Genomic DNA, 16,811 nt, shown 5'->3' on the forward strand with positions numbered 1-16,811 from the left:
CCCCATCTTTTACCCGGATATAATACGAAGTCAATATTACCCGGATAAATACCTAGAGCGCGCCCCGCGACGTCCGCGTCGCCAGCCTTCCCACCAGGTCGGAGACCAGCACCGCGCCCACGGCGATGGCCGCGGCCACCAAGCACAGCATTCCGGCCCGGGCTTCGTCCCCAGGCGACTGGGTGGCGCCATAGATGGCGGCCGGCAGGGTCAGGGTCTCGCCGGGGATGGCGGCGACAAAGGTGATGGTCGCGCCGAACTCGCCGAGCGCCTTGGCGAACCCTAGGATCGCGCCCGCCGCCACGCCCGGCAGGGCCAGGGGCAGGGTGATGCGGAAGAACCGCACCAGGGGCGGGGCGCCCAGCGTGCGGGCCACCTCGTCGACCTCCTTGTCCAGGGCCTCGATGGCCAGCCGCATGGGCCGCACCATCAGCGGGAAGGCCATGATCCCGGCAGCCAGGGCTGCGCCTGTCCAGTCGAAGGCGAAGACGATCCCCACCTTCTCCAGAGCTTCGCCGATCAGGCCCCGGCGTCCAAACAGCAGCAGCAGGCCATAGCCCGTCGCCACCGGCGGCAGCACCAGCGGCAGGGTCACCAGCACGTCCAGCAGCACCCGGACCGCGAAACGGCCCCGCGCCTGGGCCAGCGCCGTGGCCAGGGCAAGCGGAAGGCCAAGGGCGGTGGCGGCCAGGGCCACCTTCAGGGACAGCTGGATCGCCGCCCAGTCGTCAGGGGTCAGCGCCATCACGAGGCGGACGCCAGGACCTCGACGGACACCCCCGCGGCGGCCAGAAACCGGACCTCTTCCGCAGGCGGCGCCTGGACCACCACCCGGACCACCCGGCGGCCGGAACGGGCCAGGTCGATCATCGCCTCAGGGGTGGCCTCATCCGGCGTCATCCGCTCGGCGTCGCGCCGCGCCATCGCCAGGATGTCGGGGTCGGCCCCCGGATCGGCGGCGATCACGTCGGCAGCGGCGAGCGCCCGGCTGGCGCGCAGGGTTAGCAGGTCAGCAGGCCCGCGCCCGGCCACGAACTGCACCTTGCCCGCCGCCTTTGGGCCCTGGGCGATGGCGGCCCGAAACAGGCTCTGGGCCTTCTCCATGTCGCCGCCCTGGGCGGCCTCGGCGACCGCGCCCGACAGGGTTTCGCGCAGGAAGGCGCGCCGGGCGTGCAGCTCGGGAAACCTGGCGCGCACATCGTCCTGGAAATTCCGGAACAGGGCCGCGACCCGGCCCGTGCCCTCCGGCACCCGCTGCTCAATGTCGTTGCGCAGCATGGTGGCCAGCATGGGCGAGGCGCCGCCAGTGCCGATGGCCGCCACCACCTCGCCACGGTCGATCACCGCGGGCGTGGTGAAGTCGCATAGCTCGGGACGGTCGGTGACATTGACGAGGGTGCGGGCGGCGCGGGCCGCCGCCGCCGCGCCCTTGGCGAAGGCCTCGTCCTCGCCGTCGATGAACACCAGCAGGGCGCCGGAATAGCTGCCGGTCAGGAAGGCGTCAGGGCCCTCCACCCGCACCAGCGTCGCCGGCGACGAGGCCAGCAGGCGCAGCTTGTTCAGCGCGCCCTCACCGGAGCCGGCCACGACGATCCTGGCGCCGGCCAGCGGGAAATAGGCGGGAAAGGCGTCCACCCTAGCCGGTTCTGCAGTTCCGGTAGGGCCCTGCCGCTGCGCCGTCGAGGTCGGCGCTCGACCCCTTGGTGGTGAGCGTCACGCCGCCGGCCGAGAAGATCGGGTCGCCATGCTTCTTCTTCACCTGGCGCAGGGTGGTGGTCTGACCGCCGGCGGTGACCCGCACGATCCGGCCGTCCAGGGCGTAGGAGGCCACGAACCGCTTCCCGGCCCCGCAGGCATAGGTCATGGGCGCGTCACTGGCGTCCTCCGGCGCGACGGTGGCGCAGCCCGCCAGGATCAAACCGGCGGCCAGCGCGATCCAGGGGGCCAGTCTCATTTCAGCCCCCTCAGATAGGCCACCACCGCGGCGCGGTCAGCGGGGGCGGCGACGCCGCTGGGCATCTTCGTCCCGGGCGCGAACTTGGCGGGCGCGGTAAGGTAGGCGTCGAGATTGGCGTCGGTCCAGGTGGCGCCGGCCTTGGCGGTCAGGCCGGCGGAATATTTGAAGTCGCCCAGGCTGGCGATCTTGCGGCCGGCTACTCCGGCCAGGCTGGGCCCCATGGGCGAGCTCTTGGCGGCATGGCAGGTCTTGCACTGGAACTGGAAGGTCTTGGCGCCATCGGCGGCCAGGGCGGGAGACCCCGTCAGCAGCCCGGCGATGGCGAGAATGGCGAGAACACGGCGTGTCATGAAACCCCTCCGGAGACGTCGTCGATCTACCTAGCGCGTCGCGGCCCCGCCCGCCACGACGGCGACATTTACCGCGGCGACTAAACGACGTTAAGATGCGGCTTGGATCTCATTCGGGGACGGGACAGACCCATGGCCATGACACTCGACGTGAACGGCAAGCCATTGGCGGTGAAGGCCGCGCCTGACACGCCCCTGCTGTGGGTGCTGCGCGACGAGCTGGGCCTGACGGGTTCGAAGTTCGGCTGCGGCGTGGCCCAATGCGGCGCCTGCACGGTGCTGGCCGATGGCCAGCCGATCCGCTCCTGCTCCATGCCCATCGAGGGTCTGGCCGGGGTGAAGATCACCACCATCGAGAGCCTGGGCGGGAACTCACCCCTGCAGCAGGCCTGGGTGAAGCACGACGTGCCGCAATGCGGCTATTGCCAGTCGGGGCAGTTGATGAGCGCCACGGCCCTGCTGGCCGCCAAGCCGAACCCCAGCGACGCCGACATCGACGCGGCCATGGACGGCAACATCTGCCGCTGCGGGACCTATCAGCGGATCCGCGCGGCCATCAAGGACGCCGCGGGCATGGCGGTCGCCGCCCCCGTCCCGGCCACCGTCGCGGCGCCCGCCGCCCCGGCCAAGAGCTAGGAGCCGCGCACCATGAACAAGATCCTTTCCCCCCGCGAAACCTCCGGCGCCACCCGGCGCGATCTCGTGGTCGGCGCGACCCTGGTGGGCGGCGCCCTGCTGGTGGGCTGCTCTCCCGGCGACCTGCTCAGCGTCGGCGCCAAGGAAGATTTCGGCGCCTTCGGGCCCTTCATCAAGATCGGCGCCGACGGCGCGGTGACGGTGATCTCCAAGCACATCGAGTTCGGCCAGGGCAACCACGCGGGCCTGGCGGCCATCGTCGCCGAGGAACTGGACGCCGACTGGTCCAAGGTAACGGTCGAGCAGGCGCCCGCCATCGCCAAGGTCTACGCCAATACCGGCATGGGCGTGCAGGGCACCGGCGGCTCCTCGGCCATCTCCAATTCCTGGAACCAGCTGCGCCAGGCCGGCGCCGGCGCCAAGGCGATGTTCGTCGAGGCCGCCGCCAACAAATGGAACGCGCCCGCCGGCGAGATCACCGTCAAGGACAGCGTGGTCAGCCACGCCAAGACCGGCAAGTCGGCCACCTTCGCGCAGCTCCTGCCCGAGGCCGGCAAGGTCACCCCGCCCAAGGCGCCGGTGCTGAAGGATCCCAAGACCTTCACCCTGATCGGCACCGACCGCGTGCGCCGCAAGGACGCCCAGGCCAAGAGCGACGGCACCGCCCGCTTCACCCAGGACGTCCACCTGCCCGACATGCTGACCGCCATGGTGGCGCATGCCCCGCGCTATGGCGCCAAGGTGGCCAGCTTCGACGCCGCCGACGCCAAGAAGGTGCCGGGCGTCGTGGAGGTCTACCAGATCCCCACCGGCGTCGCGGTCGTCGCCGACAACACCTGGGCCGCCCGCAAGGGGCGCGAGGCCCTGAAGGTGACCTGGGACGAAAGCGGCGCCGAGAAGGCCAGCTCCGAGACCATGGCCGCGAACTATCGCCAGTGGGCGGCCGGCAAGGGCAAGCTGCCGGAGAAGACCGAGTGGGCCGCCTTCGAGACCAAGGGCGACGCCGCCAAGAAGGTCCAGGGCACGATCTTCGAGACCACCTACGACTTCCCCTATCTCGCCCATGCGGCCATGGAGCCGATGAACTGCGTGGCCCAGGTCGGGGTCGGCAAGGCCAAGCTGACCTTCGGCTCGCAGATCCCCACGGTGGACCAGCTCAACACCGCCAAGATCGTCGGCATGCTGCCGGGCGCGGTGGAGATTGAGACCCTGTTCGCCGGCGGCTCCTTCGGCCGTCGCGCCAACTTCCAGTCGGACTACGTCGCCGAGTGTGTCGAGATCGCCAAGAAGGTCGGCAAGATGCGGCCGGTGAAGCTGGTCTGGACCCGCGAGGACGACATGGCGGCGGGCTATTTCCGCCCCCTGACCCACCACGCCCTGAAGATCACCCTGGACAAGGATGGCTATCCGGTCGCCTGGCGCCACCGCGTGGTGACCCAGACCCTGATGAAGGGTTCGCCGATCCCGTCCAAGGGCATCGACGAGACCACGGTCGAGGGCGCCAAGGGTTCGCCCTATCTGAAGGCCACCCCGGTGGTGGACGCCCAGGTGCTGATGCCCGATGTGGGCGTGCCGGTGCTGTGGTGGCGTTCGGTGGGGGCGACCCACACCGCCTTCGTCATGGAGCACACCATCGACCAGCTGGCCCGCAAGGCCGGCAAGGACCCGGTGGCCTATCGCCGGACCCTCTATGAGAAGGCCGGGGCCACCCGCCATCTGGCGGTGCTGAACCTCGCCGCCGAGAAGGCCGGATGGGACAAGCCCGCAACCGCCGGCTGGTCGCGCGGCGTCGCCGTGCACGAGAGCTTCGGCACCCTCGTCGCTCAGGTGGCCGAGGTGAAGCTGGTGGATGGCCAGCCCAAGGTCGGCCGCGTGGTCACCGCCGTCGACTGCGGCACGGCCATCTCCCCCGACCAGATCGCCGCGCAGATGGAAGGCGGCATCTGCTATGGCCTGTCGGCGGCGCTGTTCGGCAAGGTGACCCTGAAGGACGGGGTGGTCGAGCAGACCAACTTCGACACCTACCGGGTGCTGCGCAACTCCGAAGCCCCGACGGTGGAGACCTATATCGTCCCCTCCGGCAACGCGCCTTCCGGCACCGGCGAACCCGGCACCCCGGTCATCGCCCCCGCCGTCGCCAACGCCCTGCTGGCCCTCAACGGCCAGGCGACGACGAGCCTGCCCTTCGTGAAGGCCTAGCCGCCGATCAGGTCGTCCAGATCACGGGCGCCGTGGAGGATTCTCAGGATCTCCACGGCGTCTGGCTCGACCCGATAAAAGATTAGATAGTCACCGACGGCCCAGGCTCTGACACCGGGCAAGAGATCCTCTCGCAACGGCGCCATCTCGGGAAACTCGGCCAGCCGGCCTTCCGCCGCCTCAAGTTTCAGAATCACCCGCTCGGCGGCGGCCGGACTGTCTGCCGCGATGTAAATCCAGATATCGACAAGGTCGGCTTCCGCGCGACGCGTTCGCCGGACTTCCCAGCTCAAGAGAACTTTCTCTCTGCGAGAATGCGCCGCCCTTCGGCTGAAATTTCCTCCACGGTACGTCTTCCGGGCGCAATGCCGCTATCGATGCCTTCTTGGATAAGCTTCCGCAGTTCCGATAACTTGGCGGCACGGCGCTCGCGCTTGTCGGTCCAATCCCTCAGTGCTTCGCGGATCACCTCGCTGGAGGACGCGTAGTCGCCCGTCCGAACGGCGACCCGAACCTGCTCGGCCAGTTCACCCGTCAGAGCGATAGACAGCTTTTCGACCTTGGACATGGCAAATCTCCTTGGCGAAGAAATACTACTTCTTCGCACCAACGTCGAGATCGGACGGCTTGTCGACATCGAACAACACGCCGTCGTCGGGGGCCTGAACCAGCACGAGCTCGTCGCCCAAGCCCTGCAGCACGGCCCGCGCGCCGGCGTCGCCCTGGAGGGTGAGTAGTTGCGGAATCAGGGCCGCACCGATCACCGCCGGGTGGCCGCGCTTGCCGCCGAACGACGCCGCGGCGGCCGGCGCGCCGTCACGCACGGCCTGGGCCAAGGGCGCCAGCACCGAGACCGGGATGCGCGGCATATCGCCCAGGAAGACGAACACGCCTTGCGTATCCGCCGGCAGGGCGGCGGCGCCATGGCGCAAGGAGGCGCCCATGCCCTCGGCGTGGTCCACGGCATGGACGATCCTCAGGCGCTCGTAGCAGCCGGCCTGCCGCGCATAGGCCGTCACCGCCGCGCCGACCCGGCTGGGGTCGGAGCCGGTCACCACGGTCACGCCGCGCACCGGGGCCGCGAAGGCCGCGCGCAGGGCGCCGTCCAGCAGAACCCCCTCGCCATAGGGGGCCAGCAGCTTGCCGCCGCCGAACCGCGTTCCGGCGCCCGCCGCCAGGACGATCGCCTCGAATCCGCCCACCCCTGTCACGCGCCGTGGTTCCCCTCTATGTTAGGCTCCGCATGACGCCCTATGACGACGCCCCTTCGCAAGTGACTTCGCGCCCGGCCCTGATCGACGGGTTCGGTCGGACCGTGACCTATCTGCGGGTCTCGGTCACCGACCGCTGCGACCTGCGCTGCGTCTACTGCATGGCCGAGCACATGACCTTCCTGCCCAAGGCGGAGGTCCTGACCCTCGAGGAGCTCGACCGTCTCGCCACCGGCTTCATCAAGCTCGGCGTCCGCAAGCTGCGCATCACCGGCGGCGAGCCCCTGGTGCGCAAGGGCGTCATGGGGCTGATCGAGAACCTGTCGCGGCACCTGAAATCGGGCGCCCTGGACGAGCTGACCCTGACCACCAACGGCACCCGCCTGACCGAGTTCGCCAGCGACCTGGCGAAGTTCGGCGTCCGCCGGATCAATGTCTCCATGGACACCCTCAAGCCCGACCTGTTCCGCAAGCTGACCCGGGGCGGGGACCTGGCCAAGGTCATCGCCGGGATCGACTCGGCGCTCGCCGCCGGGATCGCTGTGAAGGTCAACGCCGTGGCGCTGAAGGACGACAACGCCGCCGAGCTTCCTGACCTGATCGCCTGGGCCCACGCCCGTGGCGCCGACATGACCCTGATCGAGGCCATGCCGCTGGGGGAAATCGAGGTGGACCGCACCGATCAGTTCCTGTCGCTGAAGGACGTGCGCCGGGAGCTGGAAAGCTTCTGGACCCTCACCGACTCAGACCACGTCACCGGCGGCCCGGCCCGCTACGTCACCGTCGAGGAAACCGGCGGCCGCCTGGGCTTCATCACCCCGCTCAGCCACAATTTCTGCGAGGCCTGCAACCGCGTGCGGCTGACCTGCACCGGCACCCTGCACACCTGCCTGGGGCGAGAAGACGCCAGCGACCTGCGCGCGGTGATCCGTGGCGGCGCCGACGAGGCGGGCCTGGAGGACGCCATCCGCCTGGCCGTGGACGCCAAGCCGGAGGGCCACGACTTCCAGATCGTCCGAGCCTCCGCCCCCGCCGTCGCCCGGCACATGTCCACCACGGGGGGCTAGAGCATGTCAGGCGCAAGTGGAAACCGGTTCGCCGCCCGGACATGCTCTAGATTCAAAGAGATCGGCCCTCTTCATCCGATCAGGTTGATTCAACCTGATCCGGAGAGGGTCTAGCGTGGCCAAGGTCCTGCTGTTCGGACGCCTGAGCGATATCGCCGGCTGGCGTGAGCGCACCCTGGATCCCCTGCCGGCGTCGCTGGCCGCCCTGCGCGCCCAGCTCTGCGCGGAGGACGAGGGTCTGGCCGAGGCGCTGTCGGCCCCCGGCGTCCAGGTGGCGCTCGACCAAGCCATCGTGCGCGGCGACGCGGCCCTCACCGCCCGCTCCGAGGTGGCCTTTCTGCCGGCCATGAGCGGCGGATGATCGCGCTGACCGACCAGCCTTTCGACCCCGGCGCCCTGCTGACCGCATTCTGCAAGAACCGCAGCGAGACCGGCGCCGTGGCCACCTTCACCGGCCTGGCCCGCGCCGAACAGGGCGCCACCACCACCCTGGAGCTGGAGGCCTATCCGGGCTTCACGGAGGCCGAGATCGGCCGTATCGCCGACGGCGCCCGCGAGCGGTTCAAGCTGGACGACTTTTCCATCACCCATCGCGTCGGGAAGATCGTGCCCGGCGAGGCCATCGTCTTCGTGGCCACGGCGGCGGGCCATCGCCGGGCGGCCTTCGAGGCCTGCGATTTCCTGATGGACTACTTGAAGAGCCGGGCCCCCTTCTGGAAGAAGGAGACCGGTCCCGACGGCCAGGCCCGCTGGATCGAGCCTAAGGCCCAGGACCACGCCGACATCGCCCGCTGGGAGGAACCCACCCCATGAACGCCCCTGTCCTGGTCCCCGGCGGCCGCATCGACGAGAAGCTGCAGATCGTCCCGGTGCGTATCGCGGTCCTGACCGTCTCTGACACCCGCGACGAGGAGAGCGACACCTCCGGCCATGTGCTGGCCGAGCGCATCACCGGCGCCGGCCACGAGCTGGCGGCCAAGGAGATCGTCAAGGACGACGTCGACCAGATCCGGATGCAGATAAAGGCCTGGGTCGCCTCGGGGACCGTGGACGCGATCATCACCACCGGCGGCACCGGCATCACCGGCCGCGACGTGACGCCCGAAGCCGTCGAGCCGCTGTTCGACAAGAAGATCGACGGCTTCTCGGTGGTCTTTCACCTGGTGAGCTACCAGTCGGTGGGCCTGTCGACCCTGCAGAGCCGCGCCACCGCCGGCCTGATCGGCGGGGTCTTCGTCTTCTGCCTGCCCGGCTCCAACGGGGCGGTGAAGGACGGCTGGGACAAGGTCATCTCCGCCCAGCTCGACAGCCGCCATGGCCCCTGCAACATGGTCGAGCTGATGCCGCGCCTGCTCGAGAAATGAGCCGCCTGACCCACATCGACGAGACTGGCCGCGCCAATATGGTCGACGTCTCGGCCAAGGCGGTGACGGCCCGCGAGGCCATCGCCGAGGGGTTCGTGCGGATGTCGCCCGAGACCCTGGCCCTGGCGCTGTCCGGCGACGCCAAGAAGGGCGATGTGCGCGCCACGGCCGAGATCGCCGGCATCATGGCGGCCAAGAAGACGTCGGACCTGATCCCGCTCTGCCATCCCCTGGCGCTCTCCAAGGTCGAGGTCCGCGTCGAGCCCGGCAAAGGCGGCCTGGCGGTCACCGCCCGGGTCCGCACCACCGGCCAGACCGGGGTGGAGATGGAGGCGCTCACCGCCGTCTCCGTCGCCTGCCTCACCGTCTATGACATGCTGAAGGCCGCCGATAAGGCCATGACCATCGAGGCCGTGCGCCTGAGGTCGAAGACCGGCGGCAAGTCCGGCGACTGGAAGCGCCCGTGAAGCTGATGACCGTCGAGGCGGCGCGCGCCGCCATGGTGGGCGAGGCGACCGCCCTGCCGGCCGAGAGCGTCCCGCTACAGACCGCCAACGGCCGCGTGCTGGCCGAAGATGTCGCCGCCGTCCGCGCCCAGCCCCCCTTCACCAACTCCGCCATGGACGGCTGGGCCGTCCGCGCCACCGATACGCCGGGCGCCTTGACCGTCGTCGGTGAGAGCGCGGCGGGCCATGGCTACGAGGGTGTGCTGTCCGCTGGCCAGGCGACCCGCATCTTCACCGGCGCGGCCCTGCCCGACGGCGCCGACAGTGTGGTGATCCAGGAGAACGCGACGCGGGACGGTGACCAGGTTACGGTCCCCGCCGCGGCGCCCGGCGACAATATCCGTGAGGCGGGCAAGGACTTCCGGGCCGGTGACATCCTGCTGACCCACGGGACCCGCATCGACCCCTGGCGGCTGTCGCTGGCCGCCTCCGCTGGCCGCGCCGAAGTCTCGGTTCACCGCAAACCCCGCATCGCCATCCTGTCCACCGGCGAGGAAATCGTCGAGGCGCCCGCCACGCCGGGGCCGTTTCAGATCTACGACTCTGGCGCGCCGGCGCTGAAGGTGATGTGCGAGGCCTGGGGCGCGGAGGCCAGCAAGCTGAGCGGCATCCGCGACCAGCTCGATGCGGTGATCGCAGCCATGCGCGGCGCCGACGCCGACCTGATCGTCACGGTGGGCGGCGCCTCGGTGGGCGACCACGACCTGGTGCGCAGCGCCGCCGAGTCCCTGGGGATCGCGTACCGCGTCGAGAGCGTGGCGGTGCGGCCGGGCAAACCGACCTTCTTCGGCGTCCTGGCCGACGGCCGCCGGCTGCTAGGCCTGCCGGGCAACCCGGCCTCGGCCTTCGTCTGCGCCGAGCTGTTCCTCAAGCCGCTGATCGCCGCCTGGACCGGCGCGCCCCCCGCCCCCCGCATGGCCACGGCCCGCCTGGCAGAGCCGCTGTCGGCCAACGGCGCCCGCGAGCACTGGATGCGCGCCAAGCTGACCTACGCCGACGGCGGCCTAGTCGCCCAGCCCTACCGCGACCAGGACTCGTCCCTGGTCACGGTGTTCGCCGCCGCCGACGCCCTGCTCAAGCGCCCGATGAGCGCCCCTGCCTCGGCGGCAGGCGACCTCGTCGAGGTGCTGCTGCTGGACCGGGCGGGGTGAGAGGCTAGAGGATGAACTGTGAGCTTCCCGCAGGCGGGCCATAGGTCGTGAACCTCAGCGCAGCGTCAGCAACACTGTCGCCGTTGACATCGAATTGGACCACGTAGCCCCCCCAGGTGGCGTCCCATAGCTGGATGGCCTCACCGGCGTGACCCGTGAAGCCTGCCCCAGCCGCCAGGAGCTGGAAGGCCTGGTTTCCAGCAAGCGTCGTGTCGGCGTCGATGGCCGAGACGTCGATGATCGGATGCCACTCGGCACCATAGATCACGTCGGCCTGATCGCCATTGCCGAGTTCCGCCAGCGTCCTGAACACGAAGTGGTCGGCGCCCCCAAAGCTCAGCAGCGTGTTGGTCGCGTCGCTGGCGTAAATGGTGTCGGCACCTTCGGTCCCATATACATCTTCCACCGAAGACAGGGTCAGGGTGTGGCCAGCGCCGATTTGCTGCGACCCGGTTGCCGCGAGATCAAGGGTCACCCCGGCCCCGAGATTGGGGCCGCCGCCGAAGAAGACAAGGGCGTCCTTCCCCTCACCTCCCACGAACAGAATGTTCGATGAGCTCTGGTCGCCGATGGTGATGTAGTCGTCGCCTGCGCCGCCCTCCAGAGTGTCCGCGCCGCCGGCTCCCGCATCGAGGTGGTCGCGACCACCGCCCCCCACGAGATAGTTGCTGCCGCCATCCCCGGTGATGTCGTCGTCGAAGTCCGTTCCGCGCACATTTTCGATCGACGACAACAGGTCGTAGGTCCCGCCCGACCCGGAGATTGCATATGCGGTGGTGAGGTTGACATAGATGGCCTCTACGCCGCCCTGGTAGGTGACCGTGTCCAGGCCGGCGCCGCCATCCAGCAGGTTTCGGCCCAGGCCGGAGGCGAGCAGGTCGTCGCCGTCACCGCCGAAAATCGTGTCGTTGTCGCCACCGCCAGACAGGAAGTTGTTCGAGGCGTCGCCGGTGATGTTGTCCGAATAGGCGCTGCCGATGACGTTCTCGATCGAGATCAGGCTATCGTGGCCGTGACCTTCGGCGGTCTGGGTCGCCAGAGACACAGTTACACCGCCGACAACGCCGTCATCGAAACTGACGGTGTCGATGCCGGCGCCGCCTGCGATGTTGTCGTCGCCCGCGCCGGCGAGGATGAGATCGTTCCCGGCGTCGCCATCGACATAGTCCGCGCCCCCACCGGCCACGATCGTGTCCGCGCCCGCCCCGCCGAACAGGTAGTTGTCCACGTCGTTGCCGACGATGCTGTCGGCGTCGCCGCTGCCGTAGACGCTCTCGATCGAGATCAGGTTGTCATGGCCGTGGCCGTCGGCGGTCTGGGTAAGGAGCGAGACCACGACGCCGCCGGCGACGCCGTCGTCGAAGCTGACCGTGTCGTCGTTCGCGCCGCCGTCGATGGTGTCGTCACCCGCGCCGCCGGCCAGGAAGTCGTCGCCGGCACGACCGACGAGACTGTCATTACCCGAGCCGCCGAAGATGTAGTTGGCGCCGGAGGTCCCGCTGAGGGTGTCGGCATAGGCCGAGCCGTGGACGTATTCGATGGAGACCAGCTGGTCGGTCCCGGCGCCCAGGGTGTTCTGAGCGGTGGTCAGGGCCAGGTCGACCTTCACGGCGGAGCTGGCGTTCTCGTAGCCGGCCCAGTCATTGCCCGTGCCGCCGTCGATCCGGTCATTGCCGAGGTCGCCCATCAGGTAGTCGTCGTTGGCGCCGCCCGAGAGGGTGTCATTGCCGTCACCGCCGGTCAGGACGTCTTCGCCGCCGAGACCGGAGAGCGAGTCGTCGCCGCCCAGGCCGTACAAAGTGTCGGCGCCCGCGCCGCCCGTGAGCTTGTCCTTGCCGGACCCACCGTTGAGAAACATCGACCCCTCCCACACCGGCCTGACCGCCGAGTGCCGCAACCTAGGGGTGGAGCGCAGGGCGCCAATCGCGCGCAACCTGGGGGCGTCAGGTTAAGCTTAAGGCGCCCCTCGGAGAGGGCGTTTCCGTTAAGACTTAAGGGATTCCACCTCGTCCCAGGTCAGGGTCCGCCCCGGATAGGCCACCGCCGCGAAGGGCCAGTCGGTCTGCAACCAGGATTTGAGGACCTGATAGAGGGGTTGGTCGAGATGGGGGTGGCTGCTGCGGGCCCAACAGAAGGCCTCGGCGTCGTAGCCGGTCAGGTCCGTGGGATTGATGTAGACGCAGCCCAGGCAGATCGACTTGTCGTAGGACATCACCGTGTAGGCGAACGACCGGCGGACCTTGAACTCCTTGTGGTGCCAGCCGAGGTCGATGAGGTCGTCCTCGAAGCTCAGTCCCTCCGGCCAACGGGTCTGGCGCGAAAAGATGCTCTGCAGCTGCGCCACGCTGGTCATCACCGCGTCGTAGTCCTTCACCACGTCGGTGATCAGCAGGGGCCGCAGGACGAAGTCCGGGGTCTCCAGACGCAGCGGCACGACGAAGTCAGGCGGGACGAGGTGTTTCATACGCTCTGCATGCGGTTCGACGACGGATGCGCCAAGAGGTCCGATCCGTGATCGACCGTCTACGACGAAAGGCGCCTCGAAATCAGGCGTCGGCCTTGTCGCGCTTGGACACCGGCTCGCGCGGCGTCTCCGGCGTGCGCGCATGGCGCAGGGCCATGATCTCGCCGATCACCGAGACGGCGACCTCCCAGGGCGCCTTGCCGCCGATGTCGAGGCCGATGGGAGCGTGGACGCGCAGCAGGACACTCTCGGGCACGCCCGCCGCACGCAGGGGCGCCAGGCGCTCGGGCAGGCGCTTGCGCGCGCCCAGCAGGCCGACATAACCCGCCTGGGACGGCAGGGCGGCGGCCAGCGCCGTGCGGTCGGTCTCAAGATTGTGGGTGGCGATGGCGATGGCGGTCCAGGCGTCGGTCCCGATGGCGGCCAGGGCCATCGCCGGCTCGGAGCGCAGATAGGCGACGCCCGTGATGGGCGGTCCCGCCTCCGGGCCCTTGGGACGGACGAGCGTGGCCTCAAATCCGCTCTGGGCGCCCAGTTGGACGATGGCGAGCGCCGTGGGGTCGGAGCCGAACACCACCAGACGCGGGGTCGGGTCGTAGGGACGGGCGATGGCGCCCTCCCAGGCGGTTTCGGTTCCGGGCTCCACGCAGAGCCGCTTGACCCCGTCGCTGATCCAGACGGCGGGCCGCCGCTCGGCCTGGGCGGCCAGCAGTTCAGCCAGCGCCGGATCGCCGGCCGGAACCCGCTCCAGGAAGATTTCGATGCGCGCGCCGCACAGCAGCTGGATGTCCGGCCAGGGGCTGCCCTCGCCATAGACCAGGCGCCGGGGCGCTCCGTCCTCAAGGCAGGAGGCGGCATGGTCGGCGATATCGCTTTCCACACAGCCGCCTGAAAAATAACCAGAGACGATCGCCTCGGCGAACACCATCTGGGTTCCCACCGGCCGCGGGCCTCCGCCCTCCACCGCCACCAGGGTGGCGAGCGCAAGCGGTTGATTTCGTTGCGCGGCTTCCCGCAAAGCGGGGCGCACATCCTCGGCCATGCCGAACAATGGCCACTCGGGCAGGGGTTCTCTCATCCCGGTCAGCTTAACCCCCGTGAAAGGTTCCAGACACCGCTTCTTTAGGCCTTGCCCCGTAAATGGTGACTCTTAAGTCTCGCAACCAGCGTTGTTCATGACGTCTCCGCTTTCCAAGCTCGGTCTCGGTTCCGCCCAGTTCGCCCTCGAACAGGCGAGTCTGCGTGGCCGCCCGCCTCAGGCCGAGGTGCGCGATATCCTGGACATCGCCGCGCGCACCGGACTGGCCTGTTTCGACGTCGCCGGCTGGTCTCCCCAGGTGGAGAGCGTGCTGGGGGACATCATGCCCCGGCCCAACCCCTTCAAGGTCTCGATCTCCACGGTCCGCCCCGATCGCGGCCCCGACTTCGTGGAGGCCGAGGTCCACGCGTCCCTGCGCCGCCTGGGCGTGGACCATGTCGACGCCATCCTGGTGCCCTCGGCCACAGACCTGTTCGGCCCCCACGGCCTGGCCCTCTGGGACCGGCTGAAGGCGCTGAAGGACCAGGGCGTGACCCGCAAGATCGGCGTCTCAGTCTTCGCCTCCGACGATCCGCTGGGCGTGGCCCGCCGGTTCCGTCCTGACATCATCCAGGCCCCGGCCTCCCTGCTCGACCAGCGCCTGCTGATCGACGGGACGCTTGCGGCCCTCACCGGCATCGGCATCGAGGTGCACCTGCGCTCGATCTTCCTGTCGGGCTTGCTGTTCCTGCCCGCCGACCGGGCCCCCAACCACCTGAAGGAAGCCGCCAGCCGGATTTCCCGGGCCCGCCGGCTGATCGCCGAGGGCCGGTCCGATCCGCTGCAGGCGGCCCTTGGCTTCGCCCTGTCCCGTCCCGAAGCTGCCGCCGTCCTGGTGGGCGTCACCACCGCGGCCGAGCTGAACGCGGTGATCGCCGCGGCTTCCAGCCCGCCGCCCGACCTCGACTGGGACGACATGGCGATCGACGATCCGGTCGCCCTCGACCCCCGCGCCTGGGCCGCCGCTTAGAGAGCAGCCCCCGCGCAAGGCTCAAAAGGAGCCCGCGCCCCATGATCCTCGCAATCCTTCAAGCCCGGATGACCTCGCCCCGACTGCCCGGCAAGGCCATGGCGCCCCTGCGCGGCGAGCCGATGATTCTGCGCCAGGTGGAGCGCATCCGTCAGGCCCGCTGCCTGTCCAAGCTGATCGTCGCCACCAGCGACGAGGCGGTGGACGATCCGATGGCCAGCTTCCTGGTCGCCCGAGGCCAGACCGTGTTCCGCGGCGCCTCGGAGAACCTCACCCGCCGGTTCATGCGCTGCGTCGAAGCCGCCGGCCCCGTCAGCCATGTGGTGCGCATCAAGGGCGACTCACCCTTCGTCGACCCCGGCGTCATCGACGAGACCATCCGCCTGGCGCTCGCCACCGGCGTGGCCTACGCGTCGAACCGCGTGCAACGGACCTTTCCCATGGGGCTGGAGGTCGAGGTGGTCACCGCCCAGGCGCTCACCCGCACCGCCGCCGAGGCCGATGAGGCCACCGCCGCCGGAACCTCGCCGCTCGCCCAGATTCGTAGCCAACCTGAACGCTACCCCCAGGCCCATTGCATGGCGCGGCGCGACTGGTCGGCCCTCGACTGGCGGGTGAAGACCCCCGCCGATCTGGCCTTCGCCAACGGCGTTTACGGCGCTCTCCACGCCGACGACCCGGCCTTCGGGCTGGAGGATGTGCTGGGGGTTCTGCAAGGCCGCCAGGACCTGGCCCGCTGGGCGGCGTGATCTAATTCCGCCGCCCGCGACGCGGTGAGGCTCCAAAGCGAACCACAAACCTCACGAACAAGGCGGCGTCGCCCCTCGAGTGTCATCCCGGTCTCTGCGCAAGCAGAAGGCCGGGGTGAGCGGATGATTTTCAATCATCATCCATGTCGCCGAGCATCTCGGCCTTGGTGGCTTCCCACATGGCGCGGCCCTCGTTGAGGGAGGCCTTGATGGTGGCCACGTCGACGGGGGAATAGGCCTCCTGGTGCACGCCGAGCGCCACCAGATAGGCGGTGACGAAGTCTCGGTAGTCGACCCAGGTCTTGCCGGCCAGCTCCATCGGCCAGGCCAGCAGACTCTCATCGGCGCCCTGCCACCCCTCGGTCAGCCGGGTGGCGGCCACCTCGTAGGGAAAGGGATCGCCCAGGGTCTCGAGGCCGAAATTGGTGACGATCCACTGGCGGCCGCGCCAGATGATCTCACTGGCGCGATCGCCGATTTCTTCTTTCAACATGGCAGGGAGATGAGCCCTTTGCGCGGCGCCCGCAAGGCTTAGGGCTTGCGGGGCGACCCGGTCTGGACGATGAGGCGCCCATGAACGCACTGCGCATCTGGACCGACGGCGTCTGCACCGACAGCCGGGGCTTTGGCGGCTGGGCCTATGTCCGGCTCTGGGCCGGCGAGGCCCGGGGTGTGGCCGGTGGCGAGCGCCAGGCGACGACGCCGCGCATGGAGCTGACCGCCGTGCTCCGGGCGCTCACCGATCTCACCGATGTCCCCGTGCCCACCCCGATCACCCTGCACTCCGACAGCACCGTCCTGATGGGCGGGGCGGGCCAGTTGGCGGCCTGGCGGACCAGCAGCTGGATCGACGCCAAGGGCGAGCCGGTGGCCGAGCGGGACCTCTGGGAGCAGATCGCCGCCGTCACCCTGGTTCGGCCTGTCACCTTCGTGCGGGTGAGCGCGACACCGTCCGACAAGCGTCCCGAGGGTTTCGTCGCCGCCTGGTCGGATTTCGCGCGCGACAAGTGCAAGGCCGCCGGCGCCTTCACCTGGGCGATCCCCAGGCCCAATATGGCGAAATTCCCAGCCTCCTGACGCAGCCATTGCCGAGCTTGCGCGTTTAGGGC

22 protein-coding genes are annotated in these 16,811 nt (G+C 69.3%); 11 read left to right on the forward strand and 11 right to left on the reverse strand.

Features of this window, described 5'->3' with window-relative positions:
• Positions 1–52: 52 nt before the first annotated feature.
• Genes modB through JKL49_RS19005 form a run of 4 tightly spaced genes read right to left on the reverse strand, consistent with a single transcriptional unit; the run spans position 53 to position 2,307 of the window.
• Positions 53–745 (reverse strand): molybdate ABC transporter permease subunit, encoded by a 693-nt coding sequence (gene modB / locus JKL49_RS18990; protein WP_215342987.1) that lies wholly within the window; start codon positions 743–745, stop codon positions 53–55.
• The gene (locus tag JKL49_RS18995) at positions 745–1,635 is read right to left on the reverse strand and encodes a precorrin-2 dehydrogenase/sirohydrochlorin ferrochelatase family protein (protein ID WP_215342989.1); all 891 of its coding nucleotides are present in this window, start codon (positions 1,633–1,635) and stop codon (positions 745–747) included. Before JKL49_RS18995 ends, modB begins: the two co-directional genes overlap by 1 nt.
• 1 nt (position 1,636) lies before the next feature.
• Positions 1,637–1,954, reverse strand: coding sequence for an MliC family protein (locus JKL49_RS19000; RefSeq protein ID WP_215342991.1), 318 nt, complete (start codon positions 1,952–1,954; stop codon positions 1,637–1,639).
• Complete coding sequence (locus JKL49_RS19005) at positions 1,951–2,307, reverse strand: c-type cytochrome (protein WP_215342993.1); 357 nt, start codon at positions 2,305–2,307, stop codon at positions 1,951–1,953. The genes JKL49_RS19000 and JKL49_RS19005 overlap by 4 nt, the downstream gene beginning before the upstream one ends.
• A 132-nt stretch (positions 2,308–2,439) precedes the next feature.
• On the opposite strand from JKL49_RS19005, the gene JKL49_RS19010 reads away from it, so the two are divergent.
• Entirely contained in the window at positions 2,440–2,943 is a 504-nt protein-coding gene (locus JKL49_RS19010) for a (2Fe-2S)-binding protein (protein WP_215342995.1), read from the forward strand.
• Between the two features lie 12 nt (positions 2,944–2,955).
• On the forward strand, positions 2,956–5,142 hold the full coding sequence (locus JKL49_RS19015; RefSeq protein WP_215342997.1) for a xanthine dehydrogenase family protein molybdopterin-binding subunit: 2,187 nt from the start codon (positions 2,956–2,958) through the stop codon (positions 5,140–5,142).
• Here the strand turns inward: JKL49_RS19015 and JKL49_RS19020 are convergent.
• From JKL49_RS19020 to JKL49_RS19030, 3 genes are read right to left on the reverse strand one after another with little or no spacing between them, the layout of a single operon-like run.
• Complete coding sequence (locus JKL49_RS19020; RefSeq protein ID WP_215342999.1) at positions 5,139–5,435, reverse strand: type II toxin-antitoxin system RelE/ParE family toxin; 297 nt, start codon at positions 5,433–5,435, stop codon at positions 5,139–5,141. The two genes, JKL49_RS19015 and JKL49_RS19020, sit on opposite strands and share 4 nt — an antisense overlap.
• Positions 5,432–5,710, reverse strand: a complete 279-nt coding sequence (locus JKL49_RS19025; RefSeq protein ID WP_215343001.1) for a type II toxin-antitoxin system ParD family antitoxin — start codon at positions 5,708–5,710, stop codon at positions 5,432–5,434. Before JKL49_RS19025 ends, JKL49_RS19020 begins: the two co-directional genes overlap by 4 nt.
• 25 nt (positions 5,711–5,735) lie before the next feature.
• Complete coding sequence (locus JKL49_RS19030; RefSeq protein ID WP_215343003.1) at positions 5,736–6,353, reverse strand: nucleotidyltransferase family protein; 618 nt, start codon at positions 6,351–6,353, stop codon at positions 5,736–5,738.
• Between the two features lie 32 nt (positions 6,354–6,385).
• Here JKL49_RS19030 and moaA point away from each other — a divergent pair, with 32 nt between their 5' ends.
• The 6 genes from moaA (at position 6,386) to JKL49_RS19060 (ending at position 10,441) form a co-directional block, all read left to right on the forward strand.
• Positions 6,386–7,420, forward strand: coding sequence for a GTP 3',8-cyclase MoaA (moaA, locus tag JKL49_RS19035; RefSeq protein ID WP_215343005.1), 1,035 nt, complete (start codon positions 6,386–6,388; stop codon positions 7,418–7,420).
• A 115-nt stretch (positions 7,421–7,535) separates the two neighbouring features.
• Positions 7,536–7,781, forward strand: coding sequence for a MoaD/ThiS family protein (locus JKL49_RS19040; RefSeq protein ID WP_215343007.1), 246 nt, complete (start codon positions 7,536–7,538; stop codon positions 7,779–7,781).
• The gene (locus tag JKL49_RS19045; RefSeq protein WP_215343009.1) at positions 7,778–8,233 is read left to right on the forward strand and encodes a molybdenum cofactor biosynthesis protein MoaE; all 456 of its coding nucleotides are present in this window, start codon (positions 7,778–7,780) and stop codon (positions 8,231–8,233) included. The genes JKL49_RS19040 and JKL49_RS19045 overlap by 4 nt, the downstream gene beginning before the upstream one ends.
• Positions 8,230–8,784, forward strand: a complete 555-nt coding sequence (gene moaB / locus JKL49_RS19050) for a molybdenum cofactor biosynthesis protein B (protein WP_215343011.1) — start codon at positions 8,230–8,232, stop codon at positions 8,782–8,784. Before JKL49_RS19045 ends, moaB begins: the two co-directional genes overlap by 4 nt.
• Positions 8,781–9,251, forward strand: a complete 471-nt coding sequence (moaC, locus tag JKL49_RS19055) for a cyclic pyranopterin monophosphate synthase MoaC (protein WP_215343013.1) — start codon at positions 8,781–8,783, stop codon at positions 9,249–9,251. The genes moaB and moaC overlap by 4 nt, the downstream gene beginning before the upstream one ends.
• A 5-nt stretch (positions 9,252–9,256) precedes the next feature.
• A complete protein-coding gene (locus tag JKL49_RS19060; protein WP_215343224.1) occupies positions 9,257–10,441 on the forward strand; it encodes a molybdopterin molybdotransferase MoeA in 1,185 nt (394 codons plus the stop codon).
• Between the two features lie 4 nt (positions 10,442–10,445).
• Here JKL49_RS19060 and JKL49_RS19065 read toward each other — a convergent pair whose 3' ends face one another.
• The 3 genes from JKL49_RS19065 to JKL49_RS19075 all read right to left on the reverse strand — a co-directional run bounded on the left by JKL49_RS19065 (position 10,446) and on the right by JKL49_RS19075 (position 13,983).
• Entirely contained in the window at positions 10,446–12,299 is a 1,854-nt protein-coding gene (locus tag JKL49_RS19065) for a calcium-binding protein (protein ID WP_215343015.1), read from the reverse strand.
• A gap of 126 nt (positions 12,300–12,425) precedes the next feature.
• Positions 12,426–12,905, reverse strand: a complete 480-nt coding sequence (locus JKL49_RS19070; RefSeq protein WP_215343017.1) for a hypothetical protein — start codon at positions 12,903–12,905, stop codon at positions 12,426–12,428.
• A gap of 82 nt (positions 12,906–12,987) precedes the next feature.
• Positions 12,988–13,983 carry an XdhC family protein gene (locus JKL49_RS19075; protein ID WP_215343019.1) on the reverse strand — a complete coding sequence of 332 codons (996 nt, stop codon included), beginning with the start codon at positions 13,981–13,983 and terminating at the stop codon, positions 12,988–12,990.
• A 97-nt stretch (positions 13,984–14,080) separates the two neighbouring features.
• Between JKL49_RS19075 and JKL49_RS19080 the strand changes: the two genes are divergently transcribed.
• On the forward strand, positions 14,081–14,953 hold the full coding sequence (locus JKL49_RS19080; RefSeq protein WP_215343021.1) for a bifunctional regulator KidO: 873 nt from the start codon (positions 14,081–14,083) through the stop codon (positions 14,951–14,953).
• Between the two features lie 41 nt (positions 14,954–14,994).
• Positions 14,995–15,702 (forward strand): cytidylyltransferase domain-containing protein, encoded by a 708-nt coding sequence (locus JKL49_RS19085; RefSeq protein WP_215343023.1) that lies wholly within the window; start codon positions 14,995–14,997, stop codon positions 15,700–15,702.
• 130 nt (positions 15,703–15,832) lie between these two features.
• Here the strand turns inward: JKL49_RS19085 and JKL49_RS19090 are convergent, their stop codons facing one another.
• Complete coding sequence (locus JKL49_RS19090) at positions 15,833–16,195, reverse strand: hypothetical protein (protein WP_215343025.1); 363 nt, start codon at positions 16,193–16,195, stop codon at positions 15,833–15,835.
• Between the two features lie 80 nt (positions 16,196–16,275).
• Between JKL49_RS19090 and JKL49_RS19095 the strand changes: the two genes are divergently transcribed.
• Positions 16,276–16,779: an RNase H family protein gene (locus JKL49_RS19095; RefSeq protein WP_215343026.1), complete on the forward strand. Its 504-nt coding sequence runs from the start codon at positions 16,276–16,278 to the stop codon at positions 16,777–16,779.
• The last annotated feature ends 32 nt before the right edge of the window (positions 16,780–16,811 follow it).

The sequence above is a fragment of the Phenylobacterium glaciei genome (assembly GCF_016772415.1).
In the GTDB taxonomy this organism is placed as follows: Bacteria; Pseudomonadota; Alphaproteobacteria; order Caulobacterales; family Caulobacteraceae; genus Phenylobacterium; species Phenylobacterium glaciei.